Source organism: Mesorhizobium sp. B1-1-1 (assembly GCF_006442955.1).
Classification (GTDB): Bacteria; Pseudomonadota; Alphaproteobacteria; order Rhizobiales; family Rhizobiaceae; genus Mesorhizobium.
The window spans coordinates 323,858-338,893 of the sequence record NZ_VFWW01000002.1; the positions used below are offsets into that span (position 1 = coordinate 323,858).

Consider the following 15,036-nt stretch of genomic DNA (forward strand, 5'->3'; position numbering starts at 1 on the left):
TGTCAAAAAAAAGATTGTTGTTGCTGCAATCAAGTCTTAACGGACGGCAGTTCCGACACCAGTCGAAGCGAGGCATTGATGCCCTCCAGCTGGTAATGCGGGCGCAGATAGAAGCGGGCGTTGTAGTAGCCCGGCCGCCCCTCCACGCTGTCCACTTGGACCTCGGCGGCGGCGAGCGGGCGCTTGGCGCGCGCCTTGTCGTCGGCAAAGGCCGGGTTGGCCAGCACGTAGCGGTTGATCCACTCGGTCAACCAGATCTGCATGTCGGAGCGTTCCTTAAACGACCCGACCTTGTCTCGCGCTATGGCTTTGAGATAGTGCGCAAAGCGCGAAACCGGGAACAAGTAGGGCAAGTTGGCGCTCAGCCGCTCATTAGACTGCGCATCGGGGTCCACCAGTCGGCCGGCGCGCGTTTCGTCGTCCTGTAACGAATGGGCACCGATGAAAGCCGCAAGATCCGTGTTCTTCCGGTGCAGGATCGGCATCAGGCCAAGCTTGGCGAGTTCCGCCTCACGCCGGTCATCAATGGCGACTTCCGTGGGGCATTTCATCGCTATCGACCCATCATCGGTCGGGAAGCTGTGCACCGGCAAATTAAGCACCGTTCCGCCGTTCTCGACGCCGCGGATCTGGGTACCCCAGCCAAACAGCTTGTGGCTGCGGTTGATGTTGACGCCCATCGGGAAGGCGGCGTTCATCCAGACATACTTGTTGTGATCGCCCTGCACCTCTTCCTCGAAGGTGAAGCCCTTCACCGGAACGGTGTCCGTGCCATATGGCAGCCGGGCCAGGACGCGGGGCATGGTCAGCCCAATGTAGCGAGCATCCTCGCTTTCGCGCAGCGACTGCCAGGAGGCATAGGCCGGGTTGGAAACGATCTGCTGCAGATCCTGAGGGTTCGGCAATTCCTGCCAGCTATCCATACGAAACAGTCGAGGCGAGGCGGCCGCGATAAAAGGCGTATGCGCAGAAGCGCAGATGCCGGAGATGTTGCGTAGCAGACCGACGTCGCGCGGGTGGTTGGAAAATTCGTAGGCGCCGATCACGCAGCCGATCGGCTCGCCGCCAAGCATCGAATATTCGTCTGTGTAGACTTTCTTGAAGATCGGACTCTGATCCCACATCTGGCCTTCGTAGTCTTCGAGCGTGTCGGCCAGCTGCTCCTTGGAGATGTTCATCACCCGGATTTTAAGCTTCTGGTCGGTCTCGGTGTTGTTGACGAGGTACCACAGGCCGCGCCATGTGCCTTCCATTTCGCGCACTTCCGGCGCGTGCAGGATCTCGTTGACCTGAGCCGTCAGCATCTTGTCGATACCGGCGATCAGCGACTTGATCGACTTGATGGCATTGGACGAGATGGTTGTGGTGTCGGAACGGGACTGCGCTGCGAGCGCGAGATTGCGCACGAGTTGCTGCAGCTTCTCGCTGTCGTCTTTCTTGACCTTGAAATCCTTTTCGAGGAGTCCACTGAATTCTCCAAGGTCTATGGCTTCGGCCTCGGCGGCGAGGGTGGCGGTCTTTTGCTGTTCGGCCATGGTTTATTCTCCCGCCTTGTCGTCGTCAGTCAGCGCCTGGCTGGCGATCTTGCCAAGAAGTGGCTCGTTGTTCAGCAACTGCGCGATACGCTTTTCGGCGTCTACGCGGCCATCCATGAAGCCCAGCAATTCCTCGAGCTGACGACGCATCTTGAGGATCTCGGCCAGTTGCGGAACCTGCTCGGCGATCTTGTCGGGGGCGAAATCGCCCATTTTGGTGAAGGTGAGATCGAGCGCCAGTTCCTCGTCGCGCTCTTGGCCTTCGGCCTGCGGCAGCGTGTTCTTCACCCGCGCTTTGACGCGGGGTCCGAGCGCCTCCATGAACTTGGGGAAGCGGTTCGCGTCGGTCTCGACGAAGGAGCGGTCCAGAACCGACTTTGACGCTTCCTTGGTTTGCGAAGCACCGGAAAGGTCGGCCATCACGCCCATGACAAACGGCAGTTCGATCGTCGTCGGGCTGCCGTAGGTTTCCACGTCATAGGCGATCTGCACCCGTGGCGCGCGATTTCGTTCGATGACCTTGGCTTTGCTTTCGGCTGGCATGTGTCTTACCTTTCATCTTTCTGTGCCGTCTTCTTGACATCGGGAACGCCGGCAAGAAGCCGAAATTCCTTCAGTCCCGACGGGGCGAGATCTTCCATCAGTTCAACGAAATCCATATGCACCATTCGGCGCACGCGCCGCGCCAGGTGCGGGATCGGGCTGGACGGTTCGGTGCTGTCATAGAAGGCGACGACGAGATCGAGGCATTTGACGACATCGTCGCGCGAGGAGATCCGGTCGGGCAGGCCGCTGTCGCCGGATTCTGCGTAGCTTGCCACGCTTGCCATCGTATCGGCTCCATCGCCGTTGCGAACACGTGCTGCCGGTTCTGCTGGCGTCGCGACCGGCTTTGCGAGGCCGTTCGCGGCAGTGGCACCGGTCGCGTTTCGTTCGAGGGTCGTCAGCAGACGCTGCAGAAACCGCTTTAACTCGGGAAGCGTGGCGCCAGCGCCTTCGAGGCGGGAGTTAAAGGCGGCTTCGACGCTCTCGAGAGCGGCGATCGCGGCGCGGGCGTCGGCTATGAGCAACGTCATTTCTGGCCCGGCCTGATCAATCAGCGCCGCGCATGCGCTGCGCACCCGGTTCACCAGTTGGCTGTGCTCGCTTGCCAGCTTCGCCTTCTCGGCCGCATTCAGTCCCGAAGCAGCCTCCTGCAGCATGACCCGCTCGTCAAGCGAACCCTTCTCCAGATCCGCGCCCAGGATCGGCCCAATGGCGCGCGGCGCAAAGAATGTCATTTTCCGCAAATCTTTGAGTAGACCGTCCTGGCCGTTCTGAAGGTCGGTAAGCGCATTGATGCGGCGCAAGGCTGCTTCGCGCGGCGTGGCACCGGACCGCAGGGCCGGATGCATGGTCGTCCAATGCTGATCGACAGTTTGCGCGATGAGGGTCAGGCCGGCAGCCAGGCCGGCCAACCGATGCTCGTTGGCCAGTCCACGCGTAACAATGACGAGAAGGCGCAGGTCACGGCCGTGAGACCGCAGCTCTTCAGCCCTGGTAAGCACGGTAGGCCAGTCTATCGGAACGTCGACTTCAGTGTTTTTGCTGCCTTGGAACTCGACTTTCTTCTGCTGTTCCGTCAGTCGCTCCAGCTCATGAAAGGCCGGGTCGTTGCGCAAATCCTCCCCTGACGGATTTTCACCGTCGAGCGGAGTAAGCCAAAGTGCGACATCAATCACACAGACCCCCAGCGACCGGCCCTCAACGGCACCTGACCCAAGGTTACCACACTGATGTGCCGTACGCCAATTAAAGCCGCTGCTTAAAAGCTAACGAAAGCTGACCACCGCGTGTTCGCTATGGGATGGCTTGGCGAGACTGCCGAACCCAGTCGGCAAAATACACCACACGGATGCGCGAATTCTTCTGCCGCCAGTGGTTCGGGTTCCAAAGGCTGACGGCCCCGCGAACGGCCTTGGCGACGCCGTCCATCAGGCGCTTTGTCAAGCGACGGCTTATGTGGCAGGTTGTCGACTGGCAGATTGCAGGAGCAGGTTCGATGGAACAGCGCCGGTCGTCACAGAGCTTCAAGCGTAAGGAACTGGTCGGCAAGCTCAATCCTGTCGGCGTGCGCGCCTTCAAGGCAGCCGCGGACACCGCCAAGCTGCGCGGCAACCCTTACGTCGAACTCGTCCACTTCATCGAGCAACTGGTGCTTTCCGATCGCTCGGACGTGCAAATGATCATCGCCGATGCGGGAGTGGATGCCAGCCGGCTCACGGCCGATATGACCCGCGCCGTGGACAAGCTGCCATACGGCGCCACATCGATCGAGGAATTTTCCGACCACATCTTTCATGCCATCCAGGAGGCCTGGAACTTGGCGACGCTTGAGTTCAGCGTCGAGGAAGTCCGCAGCGCGCATATTCTGCTCGCTTGCCTGAAGACCCCGGTCCTAGAAGGCCTGCTGTCGAAGATCAGCGGCGCATTCGACGAGATCGACGCCGACGCGGTGATCGCGCGGTTCGCCGATGTCATGGAGGGCTCACTCGAAGCTGGCACCTCGACCACGGTCTCCGCAACGGAGATGCCACGGCGGGCTCCGGGTGGGGATTCGGCGCTGGCGAAATACGCCACCGACCTGACCCAGCGCGCCCGCGACGGCAAGATCGATCCCGTCGTCGGCCGCGACCCCGAGATCAGGCAGATCGTTGATGTCCTGATGCGGCGGCGGCAGAACAACCCGATCCTGACGGGCGAAGCCGGGGTAGGCAAGACCGCGGTCGTCGAGGGCTTCGCCTTGCGTATTGCCCAGGGCGATGTACCACCGATGCTACAGGGCGTCAGCGTGCGCATGCTCGATGTCGGTTTGATGCAGGCCGGGGCAAGCGTAAAGGGCGAGTTCGAAAAACGGCTTAAGGCTGTAATCGACGAGGTGCAGTCGTCCGAAACACCGGTTATCCTTTTTATCGATGAAGCTCACACCTTGATCGGCGCAGGCGGCCCTGCTGGAACCGGCGACGCGGCCAATCTCCTGAAGCCGGCGCTGGCACGCGGTGAACTGCGTACCGTCGCGGCAACGACCTGGGCTGAATACAAGCAGCACATAGAAAAAGACCCGGCGCTGACCCGTCGGTTTCAGGTGGTAAAGATCGACGAGCCTTCCGAAGCTGTGGCCGTTCTCATGTTGCGCGGGGTGGCCGGAGTTCTCGAGCAGCACCACCGGGTGCAGATACTGGATGAGGCGATCGAGGCGGCAGTGGGCCTGTCACACCGCTATATCCCGGCGCGGCAACTACCCGACAAGGCGGTAAGCCTTCTCGACACCGCTTGCGCCCGGGTCGCAATCTCGCAGCATGCCACGCCGGCCGAGCTCGAGGATATCATACGGCGGCGCCAGGCGCTGGAGGTCGAGCACGGCATCATCGATCGTGAGGCGGCGATCGGGATCGAGGTGACCGAACGGCAGGCACGGGTCGACACCGGACTTGCCGAAACAGGGGTCGCGCTGGCTGCCGCGCAACAACGTTGGGACCGCGAAAGAGTTTTAGTTGCCGAGATACTCGAATTGCGTGCCCGGCTGCGCGGCGACGGTATGCCGCTCGATGCGATGGAAACGCCAGCGGATGCCAACGCCTCTGAGTCTGAGTTGCCTGAGATCCAAACGCCCAAGGACAAGGCATCCCATCCCAAAGTGAAAACGGCTGTTGCCGATGGACTTCCACCTGATCCGGTCGCCGATCTTACCCGGTTGCGCGAACGCATGGCTGAACTGGCCGAGGCGCAAGGCGAGGCGCCGCTGATCCTGCCCTCGGTTGATCGAAATGCCGTGGCCGCGGTGGTCCAGGACTGGACCGGCATCCCCACGGGGCGCATGCTGTCGAGCCAGACCGAAAAAGCCCTCCGGCTCGCGGCCACTCTGTGCGAGCGCGTGGTTGGCCAAGAGCATGCCATGGAGATGATCGCCAAGCGTGTGCAGACCAGCCGCGCCGGGCTCGGCGCGCCGGAAAAGCCGGTGGGGGTGTTCCTGCTTTGTGGCCCCTCCGGCGTCGGCAAGACCGAAACCGCGCTGGCCTTGGCGGAGACGCTTTATGGTGGCGAACAGAACCTGATCTCGATCAACATGTCGGAGTTTCAGGAGGCGCATACTGTCTCGACTTTAAAGGGAGCGCCCCCCGGCTATGTCGGCTACGGCAAGGGTGGCATCCTGACAGAGGCGGTTCGGCGCAAACCCTATTCGGTGATCCTGCTCGACGAGGTCGAGAAGGCGCATCCGGACGTCCACGAAATCTTCTTCCAGGTTTTCGACAAGGGCATGATGGACGACAGCGAAGGGCGGCGCATCGATTTCAAGAACACATTGATCCTGCTCACCTCGAACGTCGGCTCCGAAGTCATCATGGACCGGACGAGGAACGGCACGGTTCGGACCGGCCTCGAAGATCTGGATACGGCCTTGCGCCGGCCGTTGCTGAAGGTTTTTCCGGCGGCGTTTCTTGGACGGGTGGTAACCATTCCTTACTACCCGCTGTCGGATTCGATGATCGAGGCGATCACCCGTCATCAGTTCGCCAGGATCGCTCGCCGGCTGCGTGCAACCAGTGGCGCGGAACTGGTGATCGGCGACGGCGTCATCGATCTGGTCAGGGCACGCTGCACGGAAATCGAATCCGGCGGGCGGATGATCGATGCCATCTTAACCAACACGCTTCTGCCGGAATTAAGCCGCGGCGTGCTCAACCGGTCGCTTGACGGTGAAAAGATGACGAAGGTGACCGTCGGAGCCTCCGACGGGGGCTTTACTTATTTCTTCGAGTAATTTGGGCGGATGGTACCGGCGCATCAAACGGCTTTTGCATCCCGCGGTGGATTGAAGGATGCCTTCCACGGCATGGCGCAAGAGCGCGGCGAGGCTTTTGTCCGCGCTAGCGTGCAAAAGGCAACCAAGCACGCAAATGAGTTCCTTTGGGCGGCTAGACCTCTCGCCGTCGCTTGCCGTCATAGTCCCCAGGTGTGCTCATTCTGGCCCCTGGATTATACTGAACGTGAATATGCGGAAACATAGGCCCTTGATCGTTCACCAGGACTAAATACTTGGCCTTGCCAAGTTCAGAGTTAAGTTCCTGCTGCAAAAAGTATCCTAAAAGGATTGACAACATACCGGTCCCGCGATCCGCCAGCTTTTTCGTCCTAATATCAACCGCATTGCCGGAATGATGCAGGGACCAGCGGGAATGATTATACCACTCTTTTCCAGCAGTAAGCTCAAGCTCAAGCCGCCTCGGCGCATGTTGTCTGAAAACGCGTCGAATTATCGGAATGGCCTCCTGCATTTGCGGGCTGAGGCCGCTTTCAATCGTTCTCTCCCTCATCGCAATCTCCATGAAAAGAAGCGTCATTCCCTTACCACAACCATCACACGTACGCCTCATCCATGAATATCGCAGGGCCGAGATGGAGCTTTTTGTGAGTGCAAACGTGACGCCTCAGATCGTATGCAGCCGGTGCACCATGCCATGTTGCCGTCGTCGCCCATTTTGGCGAGCGGTTCTCTGTCATGCATCGTGGCAGGATTGTCGAGTTCGGCCCACCACCCGATCATTACTGACCCCACTCAAACGCCGCCGAAAATACGTCAATCTGCGACGCAACATACTGAAAACAAAAGTAAAAAGTTCCATAGATAATCAGCGACAATCGGCACGCAGATAGCTACTTCGTCGGCAGGTAGTCGTGCCGAAACCACGTCCCAATTCGCCAAGCGCCCGATGGGCTCACGGCAATTGGGGATTGCTGGTGGATTGCGGTAATTCGTTTGGTCGTGCTGGAATTTGATACGAGTGTCATTCCAAGTACCTGGCGACCATCGGCCACGCCGCAAGTTGGCGGCTATCTGCAGCCAGCTTTAAAAGCCAATGACCATCCACGGATCGGTGTCGTATCCGAGGCGCGGCTTTTCCGGGGTTGCTCCATCCGGCATTTTGGCCGTGCCAGTCAAACCGCAGTCCAGATCTCTCACCTGCTTCTTGGTCGAATGCTTCGTAGAGCACAGGGCCGCAGCATCACCGACCACCACTTTCTTTTCCTTGGCAATGGTGCCACCAGTCGCAGCGATCATGATAGCCGCGCAAAATATAGCAACTCTCATCGTACTCCGCCACGGTTGCGCATCCTCAAGATGCCGGACATTACGTTACGTCATTTTTATATTATCACAAGCGAATATTTAATCCTCACGCCGCCTCCTGCCAATGGCCTCGAGGCGGGCTACTCTTCCATTTCGCGATGGCCATCACGCCAAGCTCGTCCGCTGGATCATCGCCACGAGCGATGCCGACAACGTGATGACCGTCGGCGGCGACCGCGCCGAGAGCGCGCGGCCGATGCCCTTGCTGGCGCCGGTGACGAGAAATGTTCGCTTTGTCATGATGTCTCTACCTGTCGTGAAAGAAGGGCGGTCAGGCGCACCCAGATCCAGGATCTGCGCGGGCACAGGGCGACTCCGCCGGAACCTATGGAGGTCGTCTCGACCGGCAGGAGTGCGTGGCGCTGCGCCGGACTCCTGCTCGGCCTATCGTCGTGTCAGGCGGCCCTGCTTGCGGCGCCATTCTTCGAATAGGTGGGGAAGTCCGTGTACCCCACCTCGCCATTGCGGGTGTAATAGACGGACCGGTCCGCTACGGCCAATGGCCAGCCGCTCCGAAGACGCTCGACGAGATCCGGGTTCGCGATATACGGCCTGCCGAAGGCAATCAGGTCCACCAGCCCGGTATCGAGCGCTGCCTGGGCGCGCTCGACGTCATTGAAGCCGCCGCACCAGATGAACGCGCCGGGGAACGACGCTCGCGCCTTGGCGAGCATGTCGTGGTCGAGATGGCGCGCCTCGAATGTGGCCGATTCCATGTTGCCGTCGGGCAGCAGTTCGTAGAGCAGATGGACATAGGCCACGCCACGGCGCCCGAGCTGCTCGACGATGTACAGGAACGTCTCCTCGACGAGCGGATCAGCGGGCATTGAACCATATTTGCCGAACGGTGAGAGGCGACCCCCCACGCGTCCCGCGCCGAATTCCGCCACGACCGCGTCGACGACTTCCATCAGGAAGCGCGCACGATCTTCCATGCTGCCGCCGCCGTAGCGGTCGGTACGGGTGTTGAGCACCGAGTTCATGAACTGCTCGATCAGATAGCCGTTGGCGGCATGGATCTCGATGCCGTCAAACCCGACCTCCCGCGCATTGGCGGCGGCTTTGGCGAAGGTTCCCACCATGGCCGTCACTTCCTCGGTGCTGAGCGGCCTCGGCGTCTCTGCCGCCATGAAGCGCAACCGGCCGTCCGGGCCATGGGCGAACACCTCTGAGCCGACGGCCTGTTCCGCGGTCACGCCCACTGGCGCCTGGCCGTTCGGCAGAAGCGAGGAATGCGCCAGTCGGCCGACATGCCACAGCTGCATGAAGATGGTGCCGCCCTGACGATGAACCTCTTCGGTCACCGGGCGCCAGGCCTGCTTCTGGGCTTCGGAGTGAATCCCGGGAATCCGCGCGTAGCCGTGGCTGGACTGATCCACGTCGTTGACTTCGGAGATGATCAGGCCGGCGCTAGCTCGCTGACCGTAATATTTGACGGTCAGTTCGTTCGGGAGGTCGCCATCTGTCGGAAGAGCACCCTTGGAGGTGCGGGTGCGCGTCATCGGCGGCATGACGATGCGGCTCGTGAGGTGGACGGGACCTAGATCGAAGGAATCGAATAGAGAGGGCATGGGGCGGCTCCTGTGGAGAATTAAAGCTCCAGACGATATAAAGGGATACTCCTCAGCAGATTAGTGCCGGCCTGGTGGACTCACTATTGCGTCTGAAGCTACAATAGGCGGATGAACTCGCGTTTCGATGGCATCGCCGAATTCGTAGCCGTTATTCGGCTCGGTAGTTTCACCGCGGTTGCGGCGGAAATGGGCATGGCCAAGTCCGCGATCGGCCGGGCGGTGTCGCGTCTGGAGGCGCGCTTGGGCTCCAAGCTGCTCCACCGGACGACTCGCCGCCTGACCTTGACGCCTGCCGGAGAGGCCTGGCTGGAGCACTGCGTCGCGGCACTCGACGAACTTGAGCGTGGCGAGAGCGCCCTCGCGCTCGCGCGGGACACGCCTGGCGGCGAAGTCCGCATCGATCTCCCGACGGCGTTCGGTCGACTGCACGTCATGCCCGTACTGTTAGGGGTTGCGAAACGCTATCCGGCGCTGAACCTCAATGTCAGCTTCACCGACCGGCGGGTCGACCTGATCGGCGAAAACATCGACCTCGCCGTGCGTATCGGCAATCTTGAGGATTCGACCGACCTCGTCGCGCGACAGATTGGGGTCCAGCAGACGGTGATAGTCGGAGCACCTGGCTATCTCGCACGGCGGGGCGTTCCGCGATCCTGGAGCGATCTTGCCGGACACGATTGCATCGTCGGACGACGGCAAGGCAACCGCATCGCCTGGCTGATGAAGCAACCCGACGGCTCGACAGCGCGGCAGGCCGTCCCCGTCAAGCATGAACTGCAGGATTTCGAGACGGTGCTAATGGCCGCTAAGGCAGGACACGGTCTGACGCAACTTCCGTCATGGATGGTGGAAGGCGATCTTCAAGACGGGGCCCTTCAGATTGTCCTGGAGGGCCTGTCAGGCGGCGAACTGCCGATCAGCGTCCTGTGGCCGCAGACAAAGGCGCTGCCGGCGAAGATTCGCGTTACCATAGACGGCCTCGTTCAGTGGTCGCTTGTTTCAACGAGTGTCGCTGCCTAGCAACGTCTTACTTGGAGCAGTCTCAAATCGGCTGTCCGCCGTCGATCCGCCTAATCGCCTCGAAGAGCCGATCACAGGATTTTGCCAGGTTCTTGCCCGGCGTGGTGGCGACCCCGAGCAAGAGGCCGGATTCGGCAGTGGCGGGCGACGCATACCACGCGGAGAGCGGTGCGGGCGACATCCCGAAGGCCGAAACCTCGCGCGCCACGGCAATGTCCGATATTTCCCTCGGCAGCTTCAGCAGCACGGCCAGGCCCGGCGTTGCAATCTGGTCGGCATTCACATTCGCCCAAAGCTGCTCGAGCAACGTCGCGCGCCTTGCGACATAGGCCCGCTTCGTGCGGCGGAGATGGCGAATATAGTGGCCCTCCCGCATGAATTCGGCGGTCGCGAGCTGCACTGCCGGTCCCGGGGCGGGCGCTAAGCACGCCGCGACTTCAGCGAAAGCGCATACGAGGCTGGCCGGCACGATCGCGAAACCCAGCCGAAGGGTCGGGCTGATTGTCTTGCTGAAGGACCCGATGTGAATGACGCGCCCGTCGCGGTCGAGCGACGCGAGCGCCGGCGCGGCCCTGCCGGTCAGCTGAAGCTCGCTCAGATAATCGTCTTCGATCACCCAGGCCTGGGTCGAAGCTGCCCATTCGAGCAGGCGCAGGCGCCGCTCGAGCGACAAGGTCGAGCCGAGCGGCGCATGTTGACCCGGTGTGACCAGGGCAAGCTTCGCGGTCGGATGCTGGCACAGTGCGTCATCGAGATCGATGCCGTTGCAATCGACCGGGACCGGAGCGAGAGACAAACCGGCGAGTTCGAGCCCCTTTCGGGTCCATGGGAAACTGGGCTCCTCGATCCAGGCGGTCTCCCCCGCCAGCTTCAGAACGGATAGCGCCAGGCCGAGCCCCGCACCGAAACCTCCAGTGATAATGACCTGCGACGGCAGACAGATGATGCCCCGTGCTACGGCGAGGTAGCCAGCGATTTCCCGCCTCAACTCGAGTTCGCCGCGAGGATCGGGGTAGAGGGCGGCGGCAGCGGCTTCGGCGCGGATGGCGTGCGCGCGTATCCGCGCGAACAAGGTGGCGGGGAAGATATCGCTTGCGGGGATGCCCATCTGGAAGATCCGGGGACCCTGCGTCATCTCCTGATAAATCCGCATGAAGGAGCCTTCATCCGGCACCGGCTCGGATTTCGCGACGGTGCGGGGGCGCTGTGCGACGCGCGTTCCCTCAGCTGGCGTTGCCTCGATCAACTGGGCGGCCGCGAGCTTCTCATAGGCGGTCCGGACGGTGCCGCGCGCGACGCCCAGCTGTGCTGCCAGGTCCTGCCATGAGGGCAACCGTGCGCCTGGTTCCAGCGCGCCTTCCTCGATTGCGACGGCCACGCCCTTGCGAATTTGCTCCGCAAGGGAAGTCTTGGCGGCGCGATCCAAATCCAGGTCCAGCGGCTTGCTCATGAAGCCTCAGTACACGATTTTTTTGCGTTCTTGGTGCTTTTTCCTGGCCCGATTCGCCGGCATCTAGACGGGCAAGGAGATGCCAATGCGAATTCGTGCCATTTTCACCGCCGCCTGCGCCGCGATTGCCATCGTCGGGCCGGCCTGGGCGCGCGACGACCAATCGGAGACGGTCACGCCGAAGTTCGAGCAGGTGATCCCCAACATCCCCGGCAAATCGATGGTCGTCGTCGAGGTCGATTATGCGCCGGGCGCCGCTTCGCAGCCGCACCGGCATGCCAGGTCCGCCTTTATCTTCGCCTATGTCGTCTCGGGCGAGATCGAGTCCAAGGTGAACGATGGCGAGACCCGCATCTACAAAGCGGGCGAGAGTTGGTCGGAGCTGCCCAACGCAACCCATTCGGTCAGCCGCAACGCCAGCAAGACCAGGCCAGCGAAGCTGCTCGCGGTCTTCGTCGTCGATTCCGACGACAAGGCCCTCACTACTCCCCTCAATTGAACGGATCGGAACGATGGCCAAGAGGCTCGACTACAACCAGATCGCCCCGAGCGGCGCCAAGGCACTCGGCACCGTCTACGGCTATGTTCTCCAGAGCGGCTTGCCTGCCGAACTGGTCGAGCTCGTCTATCTGCGGGTCTCCCAGATCAACAACTGCGCCTATTGCCTTGACATGCACACGCGTGACCTCGTCAAGAAGGGCGTGAAGATCGAGAAGATCGCGCTGGTGCAAGCCTGGCAGGAAGGCGGCAGCCTGTTCAGCGAGAGAGAGCGCGCCGCGCTTCGCTGGGCCGAGAGCGTGACCAATGTTGCACAGACCGGGGTTCCGGACGCCGCCTATGAAGCCGTGCGTGCCGTCTTCGATGAAAAGCAGCTCGTCGACCTGACGATCGCGATCAGCCTGATGAACAGCTACAACCGAATGGCCATCAGCTTTCGGAATACGCCCCAGGCCGTTCTCGAGAATTGATGGAGCAGAATAATGAATGGTAACGTGATTTCCAGGATCAAGATCCCGGACAGCAAATTGGCGCGCGAGGCGACCGAGTTCGTTCGCGACAGCAAATCGAGTTCCTTTTCAATCACTCTGTTCGCTTGCGCCTTCTGGTGATCGTAACCTGACAGATGGCGGCCCTAAGGAGAGGCGGCTCAACTCGCAAGCCGGCAGCCCCATTGTCGTCGGTCAGGAGTGTGCACGGCGATTCCGAAACCGGCCGTTCCGTATGCGGCCTGAGAAGCGGTACACTCACGTTTCAGCTTGGACTTTGCAGCTATTCCCGCTTGCATCGCGACCGAACTCGCGACCGAAGCGCTCGGAGAGGACGGCTTGAAGGCTTACGGCTCAATGACTGCGTTTCAGCGCATGGGCGATCCGGCAGAGCTCGGGGCGGCGGCACCCTTCCTCGCCTCATCGGACAGCAGCTTCATGACAGCGAGGTAGCGGTCGACGGCGGCCTAGCCCAACTCTGACAGCCGTCTTCCAAGTTCATTGAGCAGGCCTTCTCAGGTGCAAACTGGTCAAGGGTTTCAATCATTTGATCGCTGCCATCCTTGACCAGGATCCGGCCGTAAAGGGCGGCAGGAGAGTCATATTCCTGGCGAGCGATGATGAAGACGCCGCGGCGCAGATTGGTACGCTCGCGGAAAATCTCGGCTTTGCGCCGATAAAGCTAGGCGGGCTTTCCGAAGGCGACTGCTCGTGCAGGCGCGCAGGAACAACTGGGGCCGGCTGGTCTTCAAGGACCTGGTCAAATGATGAACATGACGTCCCCACCGGCAGGGACACGATGCACGCATCGGATCGAGCACTATCCGATGCGTGCGGCCGAGGTGATGCTTGGAAGCAAACGATGAAGTGCTCCGCCTCTCGTCAGCAGTATGATGAATACTTAGTTTTGACGGTCGACCGCAGCAGAAGCCGATCCGGTCGACGGGTTCGCCAGGATGGCGCCCGTAATGATGCGAAAGAGATGATCGGCCCGCGGCGCGAATGAGGGTTGGTCGACCGCCCAGCCGAGCGCCGTCATCAGGGCGAACAGGTCATCCCCATTCATGTCGGGCCGCGCCGCGCCTTCGGCCTGTGCGCGGAGCAGCAGTCGCGCGCTCGCCGAGTGCACCGCTGCGCATGAAGCGTAAAGAGCGGAGTTCGGATTCGTGTGGGCGGCGGCCATCATGGCGACGACGCCCCTATAGCTTTGGGCGAACGCCAACCACTCCTGGAACCAGGAGATGAGCGCTTCGTCAGGCGAATCCGAGGTTTCGAGTTCATCTGCCCTCTGAGTCAGTGCGTCCAGATTCGTACACAGCAGCGCCTCGAACAGGGCTTCTCGCGTCGGGAAATGACGAAGCAGCGTGGCTAACCCGACCTCGGCCCGACGGGCGATATCGCGCATGGATGCATTGATACCGTGCTCGGCGACGACGTCACGCGCGACCGCGAGGATATGGCGGTAATTTTTTTTTGCGTCGGCTCGCATGAGATGCCTTGATAAGTGGATCAGTGATCCGTATATGTGGATCGATGATCCGGTTACTAAGCGGATCGGTGAACCACTAAATAGAGTGCGTCTGCACAAATGGCAACAAAGGCGCTGCCCGCCCCGCAAGGAAAATGAACATGAGCACTATCAGCATCATCGGGTCAGGCGGTATGACCGCAGCGATCGGCGACCTTGCCGCCAAGGCCGGACACACCGTCGAGGTGATGAGCCGCGACAGTGCCAAGTCGCGGGCGCTGGCCGAGCAGGTCGGAGCCGGCGCGACGACCGGAACGTTTGGCGCCGCTCCGGTCGGGGACATTGTCATCCTGGCGGTTCCCTATTCGGCCGTTCTCGACGTGGTGAAGCAGTACGGCGAAAAGCTGGCAGGCAAGCTCATTGTCGACATCACCAACCCCATCAAATCCGACTTCACGGGTTTCTTGACTCCTGAAGACAGTTTCGGCGCGCAGGAGATCGCCAAGGTTGCTCCTGCCAATGCCACTATCGTCAAGGCGTTCAACACCCAGAACGCCCGGGTCTTGGCTGCCGGTCCAATCGGGGGCCATCCATTGGACGTGTTCATCGCCGGGGACGACTCTCAAGCGAAGGCGCGCGTCTCGGCGTTCATCGACAGCCTCGGACTACGTCCGATGGATACCGGGCGGCTGATTATGGCCCGAACGCTGGAGCACGCCTGCATGCTGTGGCTGGGCCTCATGACCCACTCCGTCAAACACACCAACTTCTCAATCCGCGTCAGCCTCCTCGGCTGAGCCCGCGGCACCACGTCTCGCATCACATTACCCAAGG

Annotated in this window: 14 protein-coding genes and 2 pseudogenes; 7 read left to right on the top strand and 9 right to left on the bottom strand. The window is 61.2% G+C overall.

The genetic code is table 11. The features are described from left to right. Positions 1–29 precede the first annotated feature (29 nt). The 3 genes from tssC to tssA are packed head-to-tail and all read right to left on the bottom strand — an operon-like array spanning position 30 to position 3,256. Complete coding sequence (gene tssC / locus FJ986_RS04535) at positions 30–1,535, bottom strand: type VI secretion system contractile sheath large subunit (protein WP_140498288.1); 1,506 nt, start codon at positions 1,533–1,535, stop codon at positions 30–32. Positions 1,536–1,538: 3 nt separating this feature from the next. Further along, entirely contained in the window at positions 1,539–2,078 is a 540-nt protein-coding gene (tssB, locus tag FJ986_RS04540) for a type VI secretion system contractile sheath small subunit (RefSeq protein ID WP_140498287.1), read from the bottom strand. 5 nt (positions 2,079–2,083) lie between these two features. After that, a complete protein-coding gene (tssA, locus tag FJ986_RS04545) occupies positions 2,084–3,256 on the bottom strand; it encodes a type VI secretion system protein TssA (RefSeq protein ID WP_140557377.1) in 1,173 nt (390 codons plus the stop codon). Between the two features lie 320 nt (positions 3,257–3,576). Here tssA and tssH point away from each other — a divergent pair, with 320 nt between their 5' ends. Next, positions 3,577–6,336, top strand: a complete 2,760-nt coding sequence (tssH, locus tag FJ986_RS04550) for a type VI secretion system ATPase TssH (RefSeq protein WP_140673513.1) — start codon at positions 3,577–3,579, stop codon at positions 6,334–6,336. Between the two features lie 154 nt (positions 6,337–6,490). On the opposite strand, the gene FJ986_RS04555 is transcribed toward tssH, so the two are convergent. The 4 genes from FJ986_RS04555 to FJ986_RS04570 form a co-directional block, all read right to left on the bottom strand. After that, positions 6,491–6,916, bottom strand: coding sequence for a hypothetical protein (locus tag FJ986_RS04555; protein WP_140673515.1), 426 nt, complete (start codon positions 6,914–6,916; stop codon positions 6,491–6,493). Between the two features lie 506 nt (positions 6,917–7,422). Further along, complete coding sequence (locus tag FJ986_RS04560) at positions 7,423–7,635, bottom strand: hypothetical protein (RefSeq protein WP_181168590.1); 213 nt, start codon at positions 7,633–7,635, stop codon at positions 7,423–7,425. Positions 7,636–7,809: 174 nt separating this feature from the next. Next, entirely contained in the window at positions 7,810–7,944 is a 135-nt protein-coding gene (locus FJ986_RS31045) for a hypothetical protein (protein WP_281406975.1), read from the bottom strand. Positions 7,945–8,099: 155 nt separating this feature from the next. Next, positions 8,100–9,275: an alkene reductase gene (locus FJ986_RS04570; protein ID WP_140673517.1), complete on the bottom strand. Its 1,176-nt coding sequence runs from the start codon at positions 9,273–9,275 to the stop codon at positions 8,100–8,102. A 111-nt stretch (positions 9,276–9,386) separates the two neighbouring features. On the opposite strand from FJ986_RS04570, the gene FJ986_RS04575 reads away from it, so the two are divergent. Next, on the top strand, positions 9,387–10,298 hold the full coding sequence (locus FJ986_RS04575) for a LysR family transcriptional regulator (protein ID WP_140498281.1): 912 nt from the start codon (positions 9,387–9,389) through the stop codon (positions 10,296–10,298). Between the two features lie 22 nt (positions 10,299–10,320). Here FJ986_RS04575 and FJ986_RS04580 read toward each other — a convergent pair whose 3' ends face one another. After that, positions 10,321–11,748, bottom strand: a complete 1,428-nt coding sequence (locus FJ986_RS04580; RefSeq protein WP_140498280.1) for a PLP-dependent aminotransferase family protein — start codon at positions 11,746–11,748, stop codon at positions 10,321–10,323. 85 nt (positions 11,749–11,833) lie between these two features. On the opposite strand from FJ986_RS04580, the gene FJ986_RS04585 reads away from it, so the two are divergent. The 4 genes and pseudogenes from FJ986_RS04585 to FJ986_RS30705 all read left to right on the top strand — a co-directional run. Next, positions 11,834–12,247 (top strand): cupin domain-containing protein, encoded by a 414-nt coding sequence (locus FJ986_RS04585; RefSeq protein ID WP_140557381.1) that lies wholly within the window; start codon positions 11,834–11,836, stop codon positions 12,245–12,247. A 13-nt stretch (positions 12,248–12,260) separates the two neighbouring features. Then, a complete protein-coding gene (locus FJ986_RS04590; protein WP_140498278.1) occupies positions 12,261–12,716 on the top strand; it encodes a carboxymuconolactone decarboxylase family protein in 456 nt (151 codons plus the stop codon). 318 nt (positions 12,717–13,034) lie between these two features. Then, a pseudogene (locus tag FJ986_RS04595) lies at positions 13,035–13,216 on the top strand (SDR family oxidoreductase); the annotation flags it as partial. Further along, a pseudogene (locus FJ986_RS30705) lies at positions 13,217–13,502 on the top strand (NADP oxidoreductase coenzyme); the annotation flags it as partial. Positions 13,503–13,635: 133 nt separating this feature from the next. Here the strand turns inward: FJ986_RS30705 and FJ986_RS04605 are convergent. Continuing rightward, positions 13,636–14,223 (bottom strand): TetR/AcrR family transcriptional regulator, encoded by a 588-nt coding sequence (locus FJ986_RS04605; RefSeq protein WP_140673519.1) that lies wholly within the window; start codon positions 14,221–14,223, stop codon positions 13,636–13,638. Between the two features lie 134 nt (positions 14,224–14,357). Between FJ986_RS04605 and FJ986_RS04610 the strand changes: the two genes are divergently transcribed. Continuing rightward, positions 14,358–14,999 carry an NADPH-dependent F420 reductase gene (locus FJ986_RS04610; RefSeq protein WP_140623885.1) on the top strand — a complete coding sequence of 214 codons (642 nt, stop codon included), beginning with the start codon at positions 14,358–14,360 and terminating at the stop codon, positions 14,997–14,999. Positions 15,000–15,036 lie beyond the last annotated feature (37 nt).

What these genes read in the sequence shown, in the direction of transcription:
- tssC (WP_140498288.1), bottom strand. Translation starts at nt 1,535, where the DNA reads ATGGCCGAACAGCAAAAGACCGCCACCCTCGCCGCCGAGGCCGAAGCC.
- tssB (WP_140498287.1), bottom strand. Translation starts at nt 2,078, where the DNA reads ATGCCAGCCGAAAGCAAAGCCAAGGTCATCGAACGAAATCGCGCGCCA.
- tssH (WP_140673513.1), top strand. Translation starts at nt 3,577, where the DNA reads ATGGAACAGCGCCGGTCGTCACAGAGCTTCAAGCGTAAGGAACTGGTC.
- FJ986_RS04555 (WP_140673515.1), bottom strand. Translation starts at nt 6,916, where the DNA reads ATGACGCTTCTTTTCATGGAGATTGCGATGAGGGAGAGAACGATTGAA.
- FJ986_RS04560 (WP_181168590.1), bottom strand. Translation starts at nt 7,635, where the DNA reads ATGATCGCTGCGACTGGTGGCACCATTGCCAAGGAAAAGAAAGTGGTG.
- FJ986_RS31045 (WP_281406975.1), bottom strand. Translation starts at nt 7,944, where the DNA reads ATGACAAAGCGAACATTTCTCGTCACCGGCGCCAGCAAGGGCATCGGC.
- FJ986_RS04570 (WP_140673517.1), bottom strand. Translation starts at nt 9,275, where the DNA reads ATGCCCTCTCTATTCGATTCCTTCGATCTAGGTCCCGTCCACCTCACG.
- FJ986_RS04575 (WP_140498281.1), top strand. Translation starts at nt 9,387, where the DNA reads ATGAACTCGCGTTTCGATGGCATCGCCGAATTCGTAGCCGTTATTCGG.
- FJ986_RS04580 (WP_140498280.1), bottom strand. Translation starts at nt 11,748, where the DNA reads ATGAGCAAGCCGCTGGACCTGGATTTGGATCGCGCCGCCAAGACTTCC.
- FJ986_RS04585 (WP_140557381.1), top strand. Translation starts at nt 11,834, where the DNA reads ATGCGAATTCGTGCCATTTTCACCGCCGCCTGCGCCGCGATTGCCATC.
- FJ986_RS04590 (WP_140498278.1), top strand. Translation starts at nt 12,261, where the DNA reads ATGGCCAAGAGGCTCGACTACAACCAGATCGCCCCGAGCGGCGCCAAG.
- FJ986_RS04605 (WP_140673519.1), bottom strand. Translation starts at nt 14,223, where the DNA reads ATGCGAGCCGACGCAAAAAAAAATTACCGCCATATCCTCGCGGTCGCG.
- FJ986_RS04610 (WP_140623885.1), top strand. Translation starts at nt 14,358, where the DNA reads ATGAACATGAGCACTATCAGCATCATCGGGTCAGGCGGTATGACCGCA.